The sequence below is a fragment of the Streptomyces sp. McG3 genome, assembly GCF_018619185.1.
Classification (GTDB): Bacteria; Actinomycetota; Actinomycetes; order Streptomycetales; family Streptomycetaceae; genus Streptomyces.
Map to the genome: position 1 here is coordinate 1 of NZ_JAAXYC010000071.1, position 17,237 is coordinate 17,237.

The 17,237-nt window shown below is 72.4% G+C and carries 12 protein-coding genes; 4 read left to right on the plus strand and 8 right to left on the minus strand.

Features of this window, described 5'->3' with window-relative positions; translation table 11 throughout:
- From HET64_RS14460 to HET64_RS14475, 4 genes are all read right to left on the minus strand, one after another.
- The coding region (locus HET64_RS14460; protein ID WP_215105534.1) for a polysaccharide pyruvyl transferase family protein at window positions 1-2,403 on the minus strand (2,403 nt) is incomplete at its 3' end.
- Entirely contained in the window at window positions 2,400-3,719 is a 1,320-nt protein-coding gene (locus HET64_RS14465; protein WP_215105536.1) for a tetratricopeptide repeat protein, read from the minus strand. The genes HET64_RS14460 and HET64_RS14465, both read right to left, overlap by 4 nt.
- Before the next feature lie 58 nt (window positions 3,720-3,777).
- Entirely contained in the window at window positions 3,778-5,160 is a 1,383-nt protein-coding gene (locus HET64_RS14470; RefSeq protein ID WP_215105538.1) for an alpha-2,8-polysialyltransferase family protein, read from the minus strand.
- Window positions 5,161-5,163: 3 nt separating this feature from the next.
- The gene (locus HET64_RS14475; protein ID WP_215105540.1) at window positions 5,164-6,129 is read right to left on the minus strand and encodes a glycosyltransferase family 2 protein; all 966 of its coding nucleotides are present in this window, start codon (window positions 6,127-6,129) and stop codon (window positions 5,164-5,166) included.
- Between the two features lie 180 nt (window positions 6,130-6,309).
- Here HET64_RS14475 and HET64_RS14480 point away from each other — a divergent pair, with 180 nt between their 5' ends.
- Window positions 6,310-6,771: a MarR family winged helix-turn-helix transcriptional regulator gene (locus tag HET64_RS14480; RefSeq protein WP_215105542.1), complete on the plus strand. Its 462-nt coding sequence runs from the start codon at window positions 6,310-6,312 to the stop codon at window positions 6,769-6,771.
- A gap of 9 nt (window positions 6,772-6,780) precedes the next feature.
- Here the strand turns inward: HET64_RS14480 and leuE are convergent, their stop codons facing one another.
- Window positions 6,781-7,464, minus strand: a complete 684-nt coding sequence (gene leuE / locus HET64_RS14485; protein WP_215105544.1) for a leucine efflux protein LeuE — start codon at window positions 7,462-7,464, stop codon at window positions 6,781-6,783.
- A gap of 243 nt (window positions 7,465-7,707) precedes the next feature.
- Here leuE and HET64_RS14490 point away from each other — a divergent pair, with 243 nt between their 5' ends.
- Window positions 7,708-8,679 (plus strand): L,D-transpeptidase family protein, encoded by a 972-nt coding sequence (locus tag HET64_RS14490; RefSeq protein ID WP_215105546.1) that lies wholly within the window; start codon window positions 7,708-7,710, stop codon window positions 8,677-8,679.
- Between the two features lie 416 nt (window positions 8,680-9,095).
- On the opposite strand, the gene HET64_RS14495 is transcribed toward HET64_RS14490, so the two are convergent.
- Window positions 9,096-10,226: a hypothetical protein gene (locus HET64_RS14495; RefSeq protein ID WP_215105571.1), complete on the minus strand. Its 1,131-nt coding sequence runs from the start codon at window positions 10,224-10,226 to the stop codon at window positions 9,096-9,098.
- Entirely contained in the window at window positions 10,226-10,987 is a 762-nt protein-coding gene (locus HET64_RS14500) for an RNA polymerase sigma factor (RefSeq protein ID WP_215105548.1), read from the minus strand. The genes HET64_RS14495 and HET64_RS14500 overlap by 1 nt, the downstream gene beginning before the upstream one ends.
- A gap of 563 nt (window positions 10,988-11,550) precedes the next feature.
- On the opposite strand from HET64_RS14500, the gene HET64_RS14505 reads away from it, so the two are divergent.
- Both HET64_RS14505 and HET64_RS14510 read left to right on the plus strand, forming a co-directional pair.
- The gene (locus HET64_RS14505) at window positions 11,551-12,969 is read left to right on the plus strand and encodes an AAA family ATPase (RefSeq protein ID WP_215105550.1); all 1,419 of its coding nucleotides are present in this window, start codon (window positions 11,551-11,553) and stop codon (window positions 12,967-12,969) included.
- The gene (locus HET64_RS14510) at window positions 12,966-13,598 is read left to right on the plus strand and encodes a DUF4276 family protein (RefSeq protein ID WP_215105552.1); all 633 of its coding nucleotides are present in this window, start codon (window positions 12,966-12,968) and stop codon (window positions 13,596-13,598) included. Before HET64_RS14505 ends, HET64_RS14510 begins: the two co-directional genes overlap by 4 nt.
- 1,009 nt (window positions 13,599-14,607) lie before the next feature.
- Here the strand turns inward: HET64_RS14510 and HET64_RS14515 are convergent.
- Window positions 14,608-17,151, minus strand: coding sequence for a DUF4118 domain-containing protein (locus HET64_RS14515; protein WP_215105554.1), 2,544 nt, complete (start codon window positions 17,149-17,151; stop codon window positions 14,608-14,610).
- Window positions 17,152-17,237: the final 86 nt, after the last annotated feature.

Here is a 17,237-nt window from a genome sequence, read left to right on the forward strand (position 1 = left end):
GTCCCGGGGGCGGGTGGCGTGGTCCCGGTCGGCGGCGGACCTGGGCGCGGGAACGGCGGGGCCCGCGCCCGGATCGCCGAACGGGTCGGGCAGGCCGGTGAGTTCGCGCAGCCGGGCGAGGTTGTCCCGGGTCACCGACCAGAGCAGGTCCTGCCGGTCGTGGACGTCGGCCACCGCCGCCGGGTGGTCGGCCAGGACCGCGTGGGCCCGTTCCGCGAGCCGGGCGCCGAGGGCGCGCTCGTGGACGGAGACACCCCAGTCGGGCCGGTCGATGTCGGCCAGGAAGTAGGCCAGTTTGGGGTGCGAGACCAGGCTGATGACGGGGGTGCCGCAGCCGAAGGGGATCATCCCGGCGTGACCGCGCATCCCGATCACCAGCCGGGTGCGCCGGTAGAGGTCACGGATCCCGTCGTTGGGGAGCAGGTAGAGGGGCTCCACGGGGAGGGTGAGTCCGTGTTCCCGGCGCAGGTCGTCGACGAAGCGTTCGTCGGCGGGCATGTGCGCGGCGTAACGGACCTCCGCCGACGCGGACACGGCCCGGATCGCCGCGGCCATCTCCGCGAGGAAGTGCCCGTAGTCGTGGCCGAAGCGGAGCCCGGCCCGGTCGTAGGCGCAGTTGACGAGCACGGTGTCCTCGCGCGCCGCCGGTTCGGCGAGCCGGGGGTCGAGGTGGCGGGCGACCGTGGTGGGGCAGGGCTGGTAGCGCACCTTCTCGCGCAGCGACTCGGGCAGCAGTTCCCTGACCCGCGCGACGGACCCGTGGTTGCGCAGCCCGAAGAACGCGGACCGCTCGACCAGGGCCCGCAGGGAGGCCGCGAACCGCTCGCGGCGGTAGCGCTGGCCGTCGAAGACGTTGTAGCCGACGGCGAAGACCGCCAGCGGGGCGGTGATCCGGGCGAGGACGTCGTCGGGGATGTTCCACTGCCAGCCGCTGTTGCCGTTGGGCGCGGTGTCGGGGAGGAAGAGCCCGCCGCCGCCGACGATCACGGCCCGCCGGGCGTTGAGGCGTTCGAGGGAGGCCTCGTCGACCAGCAGGTGCGCGTGCTGCTGGTGCCAGCGGTCCGGGCCGGTGTCGGCGGTGAGGCAGCTGCGGACCGCCTGGGGCAGTACCTTGTCGCCCGCGTTCTCCTCGCCGTCCGCGAACAGGGCAACGTGGGCGAGCTGTTCGGCCGGCCGGGTACTGACGGACTCCGCCCGGACGGTGACCATCTCGGACGTACGGGCGTACCAGGCGCGGCAGTTGGCGTCGGTCGGGTCGGTTTCCAGGCCCGCGAGCGCATAGCCGCGCGCGTCCTCGGTGCGGCCCAGCAGCCACGCCAGCCGGGCCAGTTGGCCGAAGGCGCGGGGCGCGAAGTCCGGTGAGGCGGTCGCCAGCAGCAGGTGCGTCTCGGCCTCCTCGTACCGGGACAGCGCCATCAGGCAGACGCCGAGCGTCTCGTGGCAGCGCGGCAGGTCGGGGCGGCCCGCGACGGCCTCGCCCAGCAGGGCGACGGCCCGGTCGTGGTGGCCGCGCCCCCGGTGGATCTCGGCGAGCTGCCGGACCAGGTCGATCGGCGGCCGGGGCCGGCCGGGGAACGGGAGCGCGAGGTGCAGCAGCAGGTCGGGGTGTTTGGCGCCGGGGAGGGCGAGGTAGGCGGCCCGGAACGCCTCGTCGGCCAGGTCGAAGCGGTCCCTGACGGCCTGGGCGGGGCCGCGGCCGGTACGGGTCGCGGGGACGCCGGCGAAGTTCAGGACGACGACGTCCTCGGGGACCGGCACGTCGTCGTGGAGCCGCCGCGCCCGGAAGTCGGCACGGGAGTCCAGGGGTACGAGGAGGCCTTCCGGGATGTCCGTCGCGGCGGGCGGCACCGGACCGAGGTCCTGGCGCTGGATCACCAGCAGCCCGTCGTCGGGGACGCCGCCGCGCGGGTCCGGGGCGCCGTCGGGTCCCGGGCGCGGCACGGCGGCCACGCCTGTACGGAGTCCCAGCAGGGCGTCGAGCCGGCCGAGGACGACCATGGCGGGGGTGAGGGCGACCACGGTGTCGTACCCGTCGAGGCGGAACACGTCGTCGCGTCCATCGGCCTGGCGCGGGATCAGCCGGGGGTGCAGCCGGCGCGCGGCGTCGAAGGCGGCGTCCGGCAGACCGGGGTGCAGGACGACGACGTCCTCGCAGAGGGCCGGGTCGCTCAGCGCGAGGCTGCGCAGGAGGGCGTGGAGTCCGGGGAGTTCGTCCGCGCCGGCGACGTACACGGCGAAGGCGATCCGGCGCTTGCCGGTGACGGCGCGGCGGTCGTCGGCGGCTGCGGTCGCCGTGGCGGCGGTGGCCGTGGCAGTGGTCGCCGTGGCAGTGGTCGCCGTGATGGCGGTGGCACGGGCCGCGGGCACGGAGCCGGGCGTCGTCGAGGGGTCGGGGTGCGTCATCTCAGGGTGATCCTCACCGCGGTGTCGTCCGTGTTCGCGGTCCGTGTCGCGACCCATTCCCGTTCGCGCGGGGACAGGGCCGCCGGTCCCTCGAACCCGATGAGGTCCACCCGGGCGGGGGTGCCCAGGAAGTCCAGGAGCCGCAGCACGGTGTACGCGGTGCTCGCGGGTCCCGCGCCGCCGGGCTCCTCGCCGAGCAGCGCCGGGTCGTGCAGCGGACGGCGCAGCGTGGCGTCGCCGACGCGGTCCTGGGCGCCGGGGACCAGTCGGCTGCGCAGGGCGAGCCGCCAGTGCGGGAGCGGGTCGCCGAAGACCAGCCGGGCGCCCGCCCGCCGGTCCCAGCGGGGGCCCTTCCACGGGGTGTCGCCGCGCAGGGTGCAGGCGTGCAGGTCGGTGCGGGCGGCGGGGGCGGTGTGGCGCGGCTCGTCGCAGCGCACGACGAGGTCGTAGCCCCCGGTCAGGGCGGCCGGCGAACTGCCGGGCCGCCGCTCCTGCTCGGCGGTGCGCGGGGTGTCGGCGACCAGGCACACGGTGCGGCCCGCGACGAGCCGGCGCAGCCCGGGTACGCCGATGGGCTCGGCCCCGGCCAGCAGCGGGTCGGCCATCGGGTCGCGGTCCGAGAGCCGGCGGTGCTCGGCGTAGAGCGCGGCGAGCCGGCGCACCGCCGGGTCCCCGGCACCGTGTTCGGCGGTACGGAGCCGGACGAGGTCGGTGAAGGCGGCGCGGGCCTCGGCGGCGGGCAGGTGGCGGGAGAGACGGAGGCCCGCCACCCCGTCGGTGAACAGCGCCAGCGCCTCGTCGACGCGTTCCCCCGCGGCGCGGAGGGTGGCGATGCGGCGTTCGACGTCGCGGGAGGCGGCGGTGTTCTGCTGGAGCGCGAGGTGGCGTTCGTACGCGGTGATCGCCTCCTCGCCCCGGCCGAGCGCGTCCAGGGCGTTGCCGCGCAGCCGCCAGGCGCCCTTGGAGCGGGCGCGCAGGGCGGTCGCCTCGTCGGCGAGAGCCAGGGCGAGGCGGGCCTCGGCCGCGCCGCCGCTGTCCAGCGCCTGCTGCCCGGTCCGCAGCAGCGCGTCGAACGCGTCGGCGCCCGGGGTGGAGCACGCGGTGGTCAGGGCGCCGATCGACGCGATGAGCCGGGTGCGGCGGGCGTCGGTGAGGGGGCCGTCGGCGGCGAGGGCCGTGAGGTGGTCGCCGCAGAGCCGCAGGGCGGCCAGGAGCGCCGGGTCCGGTCCGCCGCCGGGGCGTCCCGGAGCCGGTGTTCCGGGCCGTCCCGCTATCGCACGTACTGACGTGAGCAGCCCGGTGAGGGTCTGGCCCATGCTCGTTCCGCCGTTCTGTGAGTCGGACGCCGGCCGGGGGTCGGGCCCCGGCCCCGGGTCAGAGGCCCAGGGTGCTGCGGGTGCGCCGTACGGTGCGGCGCAGCCGGACCGCCGCTCCCCGGGGGCCGCCGCCGGGCAGGGTGAGGCTCTGCAGGCGGCGGCGCTTGAAGTAGTGCTGGGTCGTGGGGTCGAGCCGCTCCCGCAGCCATGCCTCGGCGTCCGGGCGCAGCCCGGGGTTGAGCTTGGCCTGCATGCAGTAGCCGACGGTCCGCACCAGCGGGGCGAGGGTGTCCGGCGCGGTGCGCGGCAGCAGGGGCAGGGCCCCGGCGCCGTGCGCGTCCAGGTCGGGCACGAGGTGGTCGGTGATCGTCAGCGGGACGCGGTTGCTGTTCTCGTACGGGGTGATGCGGTCGAGGACCAGGCGGGTGCCGACGCGGGCGACGGGGATGCCGTAGTAGGCGGCGGCGGTGAACATCGCGGTGGAGAAGCAGCCGACGACCAGGGTGGGCGCGCACCTCTCGTACAGCGTCTCGGCGAGCAGCGGGCCGTCCAGGGTGGTGAGCCGTACGCCGGCCTCGGCGGCGGCCTCGTCCAGGGCGCGGGAGTAAGCGGGCGGCGCCGTGGGGTGCGGCTTGAAGAGGATGGAGGTGTGCCCGGCGCGGGCGGCTCCGCGCAACATCCGCACGTGCAGGTCCTCTTCCTCCTCCGGGGTGAGGATGTTGAGGGCGGCGAGGTACTGGCCGAGCAGCATCGCGGTGGGGGCGGCGGCCTCGGCGGCGGCGAGCCCCTTGTCCCCGTCGGCCGCGGTGGCGATCTCGGAGAGGACGGCGCGGAAGGCGTCGTCGGGGACGAGTTCCGGTTCGACGCCGGCCTCGGCGAGGAGGAGCGGGCGCAGCCCGGTGACCAGGTCGAGGTGGAGGACGCGCCGGATGCGGCAGGCGATGGACTGGGGCAGCCGGTTGCGGGTGGGGCCGTAGCTCATCAGGCCGTCGGCGTAGACGTGGACGGCGCTCTCGGAGAAGATCGCGGCCAGCGCGCGGGCCGGGTTGACCTGGATGGACTCGACGGCCAGGTCGACGGGGGCGTCGGGGGCGATGTCCCAGGCCAGGCGGAAGGCCCGCTGCCACAGGACGGTCTCCTCGGAGCGGGGGCCCCAGCCGCTGGGGTGGTGCGGGCTGATCGCCGCGTTCCAGTCGACGACGGCGTCGAAGCGGGCGGCGAGGGAGCCGTAACCGCGCATCTCCTCCAGCCGCAGGGCCGTTTCGGGGACGGCCGCGTTGTTGGAGACCAGCAGGACGCGGTGGCTGTCGAGGGCCCGGCCGAACTGTCCGGCGTCGAGCGCGGCGGCGAGGGTGGCCGCCCCGTACAGCGTGGACACCTGGAAGATCTGGGTGCGCGGGGGCGTGCGTACGGAGGTGGGTACGGGCGTGGGTACGGGCATCGGTCAGGCGGCCTTCTGCTTGGTGCGCAGACGGCTGAGCAGCGTGCCGCGCTTGTCGTCGATCATCGTCAGGGTGCGGTCGAGCACGTCCTGCGGCATCCGGTGCAGTGCGGCGGCCGACTCGGAGCGCAGCCGGCGGGCGGTGGCGGGCTCGTAGTCGTCGGCCTTCTCGTTGTGGAAGGCGATCATCGCGCAGTAGGTGCGGACGGCCTTGGGCAGCAGGGTCTTCGCGTCCCGGTCCGTGCGCAGCTGGTCGAGCAGCGCGTCGTAGGCGGGGAAGAAGTCGAGCTGGCGGGCGTCCTTGATCTGGGTCAGGGAGGTGGTGACCCCGCGCCGGTAGAAGATGCCGTACAGCCCGAGCGCCGCGTAGGTGCGGGCCCGCAGATGGAGCTGCCAGATCCACAGCCGGTCCTCGGCGGTGCGCAGTTCGGTGGCGAAGCGCTGGGCGCCGTCCGCGAAGAGCCGCCGGTGGTAGATCCCGGCCCAGACGAACGGGTAGTCGACCATGGTCTCGCGCTCGGGCACCCCGATCCCGTCGCGGGGGTCGAGCAGGGTGTCCCGGAGGGGCGCGGGGGCGCGCCGCACGACGCGGGTGGTGCCGGTGGACTGGACGTGGTCGGTGCGGGCGAAGTCGCAGTCGAGGTCCTGGGCGGCGCGCACCAGCCGGTCCAGATGGCCGGGGGCGTACCAGTCGTCGCCGTCGAGGAAGGTGAGGTAGTCGCCCTCGGCGGCGTCGATGCCGCTGTTGCGGGCGGCGGCGATGCCGACGTTCGTACCGTGTCTGATCACCCGGGCGCGCGGCAGCCGCTCGGCCCAGTGGTCGACGATGTCCTGCGTGCCGTCGGTGGACGCGTCATCGACCAGCAGGAACTCGATGTCCGGGTCCGCGTTGCGGGCCAGGCTGCCCAGCGTGGTCGGAGCGTAGGCCGCGACATTGTGGAGCGGTACGACAACGGACAGTTTCGGCACGCGTGCCCTCGCCTTCGATCATGGTCCCGACAACCTAGTGAGACGGCGGGAGGATCGGGTGACGCCCGCCACGACAGCGGGTGAACTCTGCGCGTCCGCGGAATGACCGGGCACGCGCGCCGGAGACGTCAGACGAGGGGGCTTGACCTCAACTTCGCTTGAGGTTCTACGTTCTGAGGCATGAACTACTCACACGACGACGCAGGACTCGCCCGCCAGCCGATCGGCTACTGGAGCTGGGCCGCGCACGAGGCGACGGTCACCCACATCCGGTCCGCGCTGGCCGAACACGGACTCACCCAGCCTCCCTGGTGGGTGCTCAACCAACTCGACGGAGCGGACGAGGAGGGGCGGGACCGGGCCGAGCTGGTCACCATGCTCAGCGGCTACCTCCACACCGGGGCGGACGGCATGGAGGAGGCCGTCGAGAGCCTCCTCGAACGGGGGCTGGTCACCGAGGACTCCGGGGCGCGACTGCGGACCACCCCCGAGGGGCGGGCGCTGCGCGAGAAGGCGTACGCCCGGGTGACCCGGGCGAGCGCGGAGATCCACGAGGGCATCCCCGAGGCGGAGTTCGTCGCCGCGCTGAAGGTGCTCCAGCGGATGATCCACAACGTCGGGGGGAAAGCCTGGCACCACTGAGCGCCGGAGCTACACGCTGCTGAACGAGAGCTTGGCCGCGAACCCGAGGAACAGGACACCCGCCGCGGAAGTGGCCCCCGCCGACAGTCGCTTACGGCGTCGGAAGGCGGCGGCCAGGCGGGTGCCGCCGAAGATCAGCACCGAGAGGTACGCGAAGCTGGCGAGCTGGAGCAGCGTGCCGAGCACCAGGAACGACAGGGCCGGGTAGGCGTAGCCCGGGTCGACGAACTGGACGAAGAAGGAGATCAGGAACAGGATCGCCTTCGGGTTGATCAGGCTGACCACCAGGGCCCGGCGGTAGGGCCTCTCCACGGGGGCCGTCGCCCCGGAGGTCCCGGCCGTCCCGGCGGGTGCCGCCGGCTCCACCAGTTCGGCGGTACGCCGGTGCCGCTCACGCCACAGCGACACGGCCGCCCGCAGCATCCCGATGGCCATCCAGGTCAGATAGGCCGCGCCCGCGTACTTGACGATCGCGAAGAGCAGGGGCGTGGTCTGGAGCAGGGACGCGGCGCCGAGCGCGGAGAGCGTCATCAGGATGGCGTCCCCGGTCCAGACGCCCGCGGCGGCCGTATAGCCGGTGCGCACGCCGCGACGGGCGGCGACGGAGAGCACGTACAGCGAGTTCGGCCCCGGCAGAAGAACGATCAGCGCCAGACCGGCGAGATAAGTCGGAAGATCGGTGACACCCAGCATGGACGGAGTCTCGCACGCCCGTACGGGGTGTCGTCCAGGGGGTTTCACCAGGCGATATCGACGGCCCGGCGGCGCCCGGGCGAGGGGTGTGCCGCGCGGGCCGGACCCGGCCATGATCCACCGGGCGACCCCTCGGGGGGGCTGGACGCGCGGCCGGGGTCCGACGGAGGATTCGGCGACCGGGCCGGACGGGAATTCCGTACAGGAGGCACCGGGCCGGCGGTGAGCCAGGGGGACCGAAGCATGGCGGACACGAACAGCGGGTGGGACGGCCGGGGAGCGAGCGACACGGGCGGTGCAGGGTCGTCGGAAGCGATCCCGGGACCGGGACCGGACATGGCCGCCGAGCCGTGTGCGGGCGGAAAGCCCCGGGGGCGTCGCGTCGCCGCCGCTTCCCTCGTCGCGCTGGCCGCCCTCGCGACGGGATGCGAGCCCGGGACCGCCGAAGGGGCGCAGGACGTGCCGCCGCCGGCGCGGGCCACGCAGGCGGCCGCGCCGCCGCCCAGTCCTTCGACGTCCAGCGCCGCCCCGGCCCCGGCCCCGACGAGGGCCCGGCCGGCCCCGGAGCCGAGCACCGCACCGCCGCGCGTCCTGATGCGTACGGGGTCCGAGAGCGACCGGGTGCGGGAACTCCAGGCCCGGCTCCGCCAGATCGGCCACTTCGGGCGCAATCCCACCGGCTACTACGGCTCCGTCACCGCCGACTCCGTACGCTCCTTTCAGGCCAAGCGGCGGCTGCCGGTCACCGGAAGCACCGACGCGGTCACCTGGCAGCGGCTGCTGGCCATGACCCGGGTGCCGACGGCCGCGGAGCTGGACCCGCCGACCGAGCGGCCACTGGCCGCGCCGGACGAGCGGTGCCTGAAGGGCCGGGTCCTGTGCATCAGCAAGAAGAGCCGGACCCTGGCGTGGATGAACGACGGCCGGGTCGTCTCCGCGATGGATGTGCGCTTCGGCTCGGAGTACACGCCCACCCGGGAGGGCGTGTTCGAGGTGTTCTGGAAGTCCCGCGACCATGTGTCGACGCTCTACGACACCCCGATGCCGTACGCCCTGTTCTTCAGCGGCGGCCAGGCGGTCCACTACTCCGCCGACTTCGCGGCCAACGGCTACGGCGGCGCCTCGCACGGCTGCGTCAACGTGCGGGACAAGAAGAAGGTCGCGGCACTGTTCGACCAGGTGAAGAACGGCGACAAGGTCGTCGTCTCCTGGTGATCCGGTACGAGGTGGTCCCGGTCCACGGGTGATCCGGCGTACGGCCGGCACGAGGGAGGAGAGGGCGCGGGCGGGACCGGGGGAACGTGTCCCGCCCGCGCCGATGCGCTGAGCCGAAGGTACGGGGGGAACCCCGGCTCGTTGCGCGGCCGATGACCAGTCGGCTCACTCTGTACTGCGCCCGGCCTCCGAAAAACGTCACACCCGGCCGCCCGGACCGCTCGCGGGGCGCCTGGAACCCCAGGTCAGCGGGTGGTCGGGCCATCGGCGAGCGGTTCAAGGCCGGCACCGGGAGGTCCTGATCGCCCACGGCGGTTCAGTTCATCAGCGGGCGGAGCCGGCCGACATCACCAACGGGCGGTTCAGGTCATCAGCGGGCGGAGCCGGCCGACGTCACCAACGGACGGTTCAGGTCGTCAACGGGCGAGCACGGAGGCCGCGCCGGAGCTCTTCGGGAGCGGCGTGGCCTCGGCGTCCGTCCCGTCGCCCGTCTCCGGGGCCACGCCGGAGCGCGGTACGGGGTGGAAGGAGACGGGCGGCAACGAGCCGCCGTCACCGTCGCCCGGCCCGCTCTGACCGTCGTCATCGTCGTCGTCACCGCCGCCGGAACCGCCGGAGCCGCCGTTCCCACCGCTTCCGCCGCTGCCGTCGAGGAGGCGGTCGCAGAAGCGCTCCAGGTGCTTCTCGCCCTTCGCGAGCCGGATCAGCTGCCGCCGGCTCCGGTCGTCCAGGCTGCCGTCGCGGAAGGCCTTGCAGGCCTTGACGGACTGCTCGTACCAGTTGCCGGACGCCGTGTCACCGCCAGAGCCGCCGGGCTTCTCCTCCTGGCCGTCGCCGCCCCCGGCCGTCTCCTCGCGGCCGTCGCCGCCCGGCTCGTCCGGGCTGCCCGGGCGGTCCTCGCCGGGCTCCCGGCCGGTGTCGCCGGTTCGCGCGCCGTCGGGGTGCTCGGGCCCGTCGGACTCCCGGGTCTCGGGCGAGGACGGCTCCTCCGAAGCGTCGGGCGGGGACGGGTCCGCCGGGGACGACGAGTCGTCCGCGTGCCCCTCGGAGACCAGCGGCCCCGGGGTCACGGCGGCCGAGACGGAGGTGGCCGGCGCGGGCGAGCCCTGTCCGCCGAACGTTCCGGTGAACACGCCTGTTCCGGCGGCCACCGCCACCCCGCCGAGCGCACAGCCCGCGAGCGAGGCGACCAGGCCGAAACGGACCGGCCGGCTCCAGCGCGGGCGGCGGGCCGGGGTGTCGGGGGCGGAGCCGATGTGGACGGCGCGCAGCAGACCGGGCCGGCCGGGGACGGCCTGACCGGCGGAGAGACCGGCGAGCCGGTCCACGCCGTCGCCGTGGCCGGCCTGCCGGAACGCGGCGAGGACCGCGTCCTCGCCGGGGAGTTCGTCCGCCGGGTACCGGGATCCCCCACGGGCCGCGCCGAGTGCTTCGGCGAGCCGGAAGGCGTCGGTGCGGGCCTCGTCGCCGACGGGGACGACCGGTTCGCCGCGGAGCAATCTCTCCGCCGCTTCCTTGTCAAGCCACTCGTAGTGCTCGTCGGCCATCACATGTCCTTCTGCGTCCACGGTCGCGAATGCGTCACACCGGGAGTGACCCCGGCGGGCGCCACCGGACCGCCCCGCCCGGGGCGCTGCGCGGGTACGGCGCCGAGTCCGGCGCCACCGGCCGCCCCCTGACCCGCACCGTCGTCGCCACCCTGCGCCGGGTCCGGGGCGCCGTCCACGGAGGCGCCACCCGTCCGGTTCGTCCCGGGATGCTCCGCGCCGAGGAGTTCGGCCAGTCGCTTGAGGCCCCGGTGGGCGGCGGTGCGTACGGCACCGGGCCGCTTGCCGAGGGTCTGCGCAGCGCTCTTCGCGTCGAGCCCGACGACCACCCGGAGCACGACGGCCTCGGCCTGGTCCTGCGGCAGCTGGGCGATGAGGGACATGGTGCGGCTGGTGTCCAGCGCCTCGATGGCATCGCCCGCGGTGTCGGACTCGGCGGCCCGCGCGGTCAGCTCGGTCTCGTCGCCGCCGATCGCGGGGCGGCGGCTGCGCATCCGCAGATGGTCCAGCGAACGGTTGCGCGCGATCCGGGCGGCCCAGCCCCGGAACCGGTCGGCGTCACCGCTGAACCGGTCGAGGTCGCGCGCTATCTGCAGCCACGCCTCGGACGCCACGTCCTCGGCGTCCGGCTCCCCGACCAGCGTCCGTATGTAGCCCAACAACCGTGGCTGCACCGCGCGGTACACAGCACGGAAGGCGTCCTCGTCCCCGTCCTGTGCCGCGAGCACCGCGGCAGTCAGCTCCGCGTCGTCCCCCAGCACTCCCTCAACCCGCTCTGCCGTCCTCGATCGCAGCTGGTCAACTGCAGCGCAACCCTGCGCGAACCAGCACGCTACGTGCTCGGCGGGGGCCGCGTCCATGACTTGTACAACCCGCAACAATTCGTCGGCCGACTCACGGTGTGACAGAAAACGCAGTCATGGCGCTGAGATGAGTACGGGGTCGTGCTGCGACCCCGTGGAAGACGGCCGGGGCCTCTCCTGTGGGGGGTGGCGGCCCCGGTCGTCGCTCCATTTCATCAGCCTGACCAGGCAATATGCGGGTCACGGGGCCTTCGCATGACCAACGCCTGACCAACGCATTCAGGCGTTCACCCGATCGGCCTCATGTCAACGCGCCGCACCGCCCTAAATACCCGTCCCGGGCCCCGGCCCTTAGATGCTCTGCGTACTGGACCATCGCAAGCCCGCAGGACCAGGCATGCCGGAACGCGGGGTAGTCAGATAGTGACCAGGCGCGAGAGGCTGCCGACGCATTGGCGGGGACGGCAGCCCTCCCCGCCAGTAGGCTTGTTGGATCCGCTCGACGAACTTCCGGAGACCGCATGCTGACGCGCATCGAAGTCCACGGGTTCAAGAACCTCCTGGACCTGTCCATCGACTTCGGACCCTTCACCTGCATCGCAGGGGAGAACGGCACCGGCAAGTCGAACGTTTTCGACGCCATCCAGTTCCTCTCGCTCCTCGCCGACCAGTCGATGATGGAGGCAGCCCAGGAGGTTCGGGGCGTGCATGGCGAGCGTCAAGGTGACCCGCGCGACCTCTTCTGGAAGGGTTTTGAGCCCGGCAACCACCGGATGCGGTTCGCTGCCGAGATGATCGTTCCGCTGCACGTGCAGGACGACTTCGGCCGGGCCGCGAAGGCCAGCAGCACCTTCTTGCGGTACGAACTGGAAGTCGGCTACCAGGAGCCGTCCGGACTCGACCGCTTCGGGCGCCTCACGCTCCTCCACGAGACGCTGGCACACATCACGAAGGGCAAGGCTCCGCAGCATCTTCGCTTCCCTCACAGTGCGAAGCAGTTCCGCAACACCGTCATCCAGGGCCACCGCAGCGGCGCGCCTTTCATCTCGACGACCACCGAAGCCGACGAGTCGATCGTCAAAATTCACCAGGACGGTGGCAGCCGAGGCCAGCCCAAGCCGGCTGCGGCATCCCGGGCACCAGCGACGGTGGTCTCCACGATCACTAGCAGCGATGACCCGACCATCCTCTCGGCTCGCCGTGAGATGCAGTCCTGGCGACGGCTTGCCCTGGAACCATCCGCTCTGCGCCGGTCCGACCGATACGTGGACCCGCATGCGATGGGCGCCGACGGCTCCCACCTGCCAGCGACCCTCTTCCGCGTGGCCCACGACACTCCCGGCGCGGATCCCAGTCAGGTATACGCCCGGGTTGCAGGACGCCTCTCGGACTTGACCGGCATCCATGTCCGTGATCTGGATGTCGATCAAGACGAGGTTCGACAACTCCTCACGGTCAATGTGCACGAGGTGGCTGGCATGACACTGCCTGCGCGCAGCCTCTCCGAAGGCACTCTGCGCTTCCTGGCACTTTGCGTTCTGCTCGAAGACTCGTCCGTGCGTGGACTGATCTGCATGGAAGAACCCGAGAACGGCATCCACCCAGCGAACCTCAACGCCATGGTCGACTTGGTACAGGATCTTGCCGTGGATCCCTCGGAAGAACCCGGCACGGACAACCCATTTCGGCAGGTGCTGATCAATACGCATTCACCCGGTGTCGTACAACTCGTCGGCAACGAGGATCTCCTGTTCGCCGACACCGCAATGCACAGAGGTGAGAACGGCACTCTGAACCGCGCACTGCGCCTGCGTCCACTTGTCGGCACCTGGCGGGCCAACAAGGTGACGAGCGGCAGTTTCGTGACGAAAGCTGACATCCTGCCCTATCTCACTACGCCCGTCGGAGCACAGCTCACGCTGAGCGGGGACGCCGCGTGACCGCTCGTGTCCTGTTCATCGGTGAAGGCAGCAGCGACAACGGCCTCGTCCCGCATATCGAATCGATTGGCGTTCGTAAGGGACTCGACGTCTCGGTCACGGTCCCCGACTTCGGTCTGCTTCGGCTGCCGACCGGACACTCCGTACCAGACAAGCTCCGGGCCGCCCGCGCGCTCGGAGGGAGCTACGACCTGGCGGTGGTGCAACGGGATGCTGACCGAGGCCCTGCCCAGGACCGCAAAGACGAGATCGAGAAAGCGGTGGACTCCGAGTGGCCCGATCTTCGGCACGTCGCCGTTGTGCCCGTCCGCATGCTGGAAGCCTGGCTCCTCCTAGACGAAGTGTGTCTGCGCCAGGTCGCCGAGAACCCTCGCGGCCGCGTCGGCCTTAATCTCCCCAAAGGTGTTGCGGCGGAGACTATCGCCGACCCGAAACAGCTCCTCAAGGACTCGCTCGCACGGGCGAGCGAGTACAAGGGGCGCCGCCTCGCCCAGTTCCAAAAGCGATTCTCGCAGCACCGGCTGCGCATGCTGGAACTCCTCGACCCGGAGGGCCCAGTCACCTGCCTTCCCTCATGGCGCGCTTTCGTTGAGGACCTCGACGCTGCATTCGAGGCCCTCAAGGGGTGACCCGCGCATGCGCGCTCCGCTATGCCGTGGCCGTCGGAGCGCGCCGACTCGGCGCAGGAGACATGGTTCACGCGCCACACGGAGTTATTCGTGGATCGCGACCAACCTGACCGCCGCACCTTCCTTGTCCTCGTCGCCGGCCCCTCAGTCGGAATGGCAACCGAATGGGCCCCGTCGAACCTGAACATCTGGCCGGTCGCCACGTAGGCGAGAGCCTGCTCACCTGGCTGTAGAGCAGCATCGAAAATCTCCCCGCCCTGGCGAACACATCCGTTCGGGGCGTGCCGACCTCCTCGGCGTGGCCATGCGCGTCACCATCCACCTGCTCGACTCGGCCCCTATGACGAACCCACCGGCCGCCGCCCGCGTGCTGTCCTGGCTCAGCTGGCCCAAAGCGCCGCCCGGCTCCACTGCCTACTCCGACCAAGGCCGCCCCATGGCTCGGCGCAGCGCCTCTCGCGAAGGGCCCTGGAGACCGGTAGCTTTGCGGGACCTCGACCTGGCATGGAGCACTCTGCAGGAGTGGCTCGAACCCCACAGACGCGAAGCCGGCGTTCGCAATGTGCGCTCGTACGCGCAGCAGCGGCTGGTGACTGTGCGGGGGTGAACAGCCTGCCCGGACACCGGACAAACCGGGCGGATCGCATGACCAACACGTGACCAACAGCGCCCGGGAACAGACAGAAGCACCTGAAAACAGGCCGAGGCAGTCGGAAGTCATGAACCCGAACCTGGATAGCGAAATTGCAGGTCAGGGGGATGCTTCGATGAGGTACGGCCAGGGGTGGCGGCCCCGGTCGTCGCTCCTCTTCGTCCGTGCCCCGACCAGGGGTGCCTGTCCTCGGACGCCGAACCTCTGCGCGGCCAACGGCGTGACCGACACGTCACGGGTTCGTCCGATGGAACGGCCGTGCATCCGCGTCGCGCGCGTACGGCGCCTCTCCGGTGCCGCCGATGGTACGAACGCGACGCGGCGCACTCCATGCGTGGGCCGGTGTCGCAGGACTTCCTACGCAGACGGGTCGGAGGGCGTGCCCGGAGGTGTGGGCGCGGCGGTGGTGCCGCGGGGCAGGGTGAGGACCATGGTGAGGCCGCCGCCCGGCGTGTCCTCGGCGGTGAGGGTGGCCCGTATCGCCTCGGTGAAGCCCCGTGCGACGGCCAGACCGAGCCCGACCCCCGCGCCCCTCGGGGCGTCGCCGAGCCGCTGGAACGGTTCGAAGATGTGCTCCTTGGCCGTGTCGGGGACGCCGGGTCCGCGGTCGACGACGCGGAGTTCGACGCGGTCGCGCAGGACGCTGGCGGAGACGAGTACGGGCCGGCCGTCGGGGCTGTACTTGACGGCGTTCTCGACGATGTTGGCGACGATGCGTTCCAGCAGGCCGCGGTCGACGGCGACCATGGGCAGCGTTTCCGGGATGTCCAGCTCCACGCTGCCGTCGGGGACGCCGCCCAGCGCCATGGGGACGACCTCGTCCAGGTCCGTCTCCCGGATCAGCGGGACAACGGTGCCCGTGTTGAGTCGGGACATGTCCAGGAGGTTGCCGATCAGCGCCGAGAGCCGGTCGGCCCCGTCCTCGATGCCTTCGAGCAGGGCCTCGCGGTCGTTCTCCGACCAGGCGACGTCATGGGAGCGCAGCGAGGTGACCGATGCCTTGATGCCGGCCAGCGGGGTGCGGAGGTCGTGGCTCACGGCGGCGAGAAGGGCGGTGCGGAAACGGTCGCCCTCGGCGAGGTCGCGCGCCTCCTCGGCCTGGTCGACCAGGCGCTGGCGGTCCAGTGCGACGGCCGCCTGGGCGGCGAAGGCGCCCAGCACCCGGCGGTCCTCGGCGGGCAGGGCCCGGCCGCTCAGCACCAGCGCCAGGTTCTCCCCCACGGGTATGTCGACATCGGCGTCCTCGGGACGTTCGACGGGGCGGGCGCCGACAGCCGCCGTACAGGTCCAGGGCTCGGTCTCGGCCGTCCGTTCCAGGAGGGCGACGGAGTCCATGGCGAAGGTCTCCCGGAGCCGCTCCAGCAGCGCGTCGAGTGAGTTCTCGCCCCGCAGGATGCTGCCGGCCAGGAACGAGAGGATCTCCGACTCGGCGCGCAGGCGTGCCGCCTGGTGGGTCCGGCGGGCCGCCAGGTCGACGACGGAGGCGACGGACACGGCCACCCCGACGAAGATCACGATGGCGACGATGTTCTGGGGGTCGGCGATCGTGAACCGGCCCAGGGGCGGGGTGAAGTAGTAGTTCAGCAGCAGGGAGCCGAAGGCCGCCGAGGCGAGGGCGGGCAGCATGCCGCCGAGCAGGGCGGCCGCGACGGTCGCGGTGAGGAACAGCAGCATGTCATTGGCGAGCCCGAGGTCGGGGACGACGGTGTTGAGCAGCAGGGCGAGGAGGGCGGGTCCGAGGACGCCGACGAGCCAGCCCCAGGCGACCCGGGCGCGGCCGAGCCGGGCGCCGCGGGCGATCGGGAGCCCGCGGCCCTTGGCGACGGCGTCATGGGTGACCATGTGGACGTCCAGGTCCGGACCGGACTCGCGGGCGACGGTGGCGCTGACGCCGGGCCCGAGCATGTACTGCCAGGACGTGCGGCGGCTGACGCCGAGAACGATCTGGGTGGCGTTGACCCCGCGGGCGAACTCCAGCAGGGCCGAGGGCACGTCGTCGCCGATGACGTGGTGGAAGGTGCCGCCGAGGTCCTCGACCAGGGTGCGCTGGACGGCCAGCTCCTTGGGTGACACCGCTTTCAGTCCGTCGCTCGCCGCGATGTAGACGGCGAGCACCTCGCCGCCGGCCCCCTTCTCCGCGAGACGGGAGGCGCGGCGGATGAGGGTGCGGCCCTCGGGTCCGCCGGTCAGTCCGACGACGATGCGTTCGCGGGCCTGCCAGGTGGTGCGGATGTTGTGCTCGCCCCGGTACTGCTGGAGGTACTCGTCGACCCGGTCGGCGACCCAGAGCAGGGCCAGCTCGCGCAGGGCGGTGAGGTTGCCGGGGCGGAAGTAGTTCGAGAGGGCCGCGTCCATCTTGTCCGGCCGGTAGATGTTGCCGTGCGCCATCCGGCGCCGCAGCGCCTGGGGCGACATGTCGACCAGCTCGATCTGGTCGGCCCGCCGCACCACCTCGTCGGGCACCGTCTCCCGCTGCCGCACACCCGTGATCGACTCCACCACATCACCCAGCGACTCCAGGTGCTGGATGTTGACCGTGGATATGACGTCGATCCCGGCCCGCAGAAGCTCCTCGACGTCCTGCCAGCGCTTCGCGTTGCGCGAACCGGGCACATTCGTGTGGGCCAGCTCGTCCACCAGCGCCACCGCCGGCGCCCGCTCCAGGACCGCGTCCACGTCCATCTCCGTGAACACCGTGCCCCGGTACTCCAGCTCCCGGCGCGCCAGCAGCTCCAGCCCGTGCAGCATGACCTCCGTCCGCGGCCGGTCGTGATGCTCCACGAACGCCACCACACAGTCGGTCCCGCGCTCGACCCTGCGATGCGCCTCCGACAGCATCGAGTACGTCTTGCCGACGCCCGGTGCCGCGCCGAGATAGATCCGGAGCTTTCCGCGTCCCATGACGATTTCTCGTTCTTCCGTGGTGGATGGAGCGGCCGGAGACCGGTGGGCGCGGAGGTTCCGTGCCCCACCGGTCTCCGGTGGCC

Coding starts and splice junctions, on each gene's coding strand:
- HET64_RS14465 (WP_215105536.1), bottom strand. CDS start 3,719: ATGGGCCAGACCCTCACCGGGCTGCTCACGTCAGTACGTGCGATAGCG.
- HET64_RS14470 (WP_215105538.1), bottom strand. CDS start 5,160: ATGCCCGTACCCACGCCCGTACCCACCTCCGTACGCACGCCCCCGCGC.
- HET64_RS14480 (WP_215105542.1), top strand. CDS start 6,310: ATGAACTACTCACACGACGACGCAGGACTCGCCCGCCAGCCGATCGGC.
- leuE (WP_215105544.1), bottom strand. CDS start 7,464: ATGCTGGGTGTCACCGATCTTCCGACTTATCTCGCCGGTCTGGCGCTG.
- HET64_RS14490 (WP_215105546.1), top strand. CDS start 7,708: ATGGCGGACACGAACAGCGGGTGGGACGGCCGGGGAGCGAGCGACACG.
- HET64_RS14495 (WP_215105571.1), bottom strand. CDS start 10,226: ATGGCCGACGAGCACTACGAGTGGCTTGACAAGGAAGCGGCGGAGAGA.
- HET64_RS14505 (WP_215105550.1), top strand. CDS start 11,551: ATGCTGACGCGCATCGAAGTCCACGGGTTCAAGAACCTCCTGGACCTG.
- HET64_RS14515 (WP_215105554.1), bottom strand. CDS start 17,151: ATGGGACGCGGAAAGCTCCGGATCTATCTCGGCGCGGCACCGGGCGTC.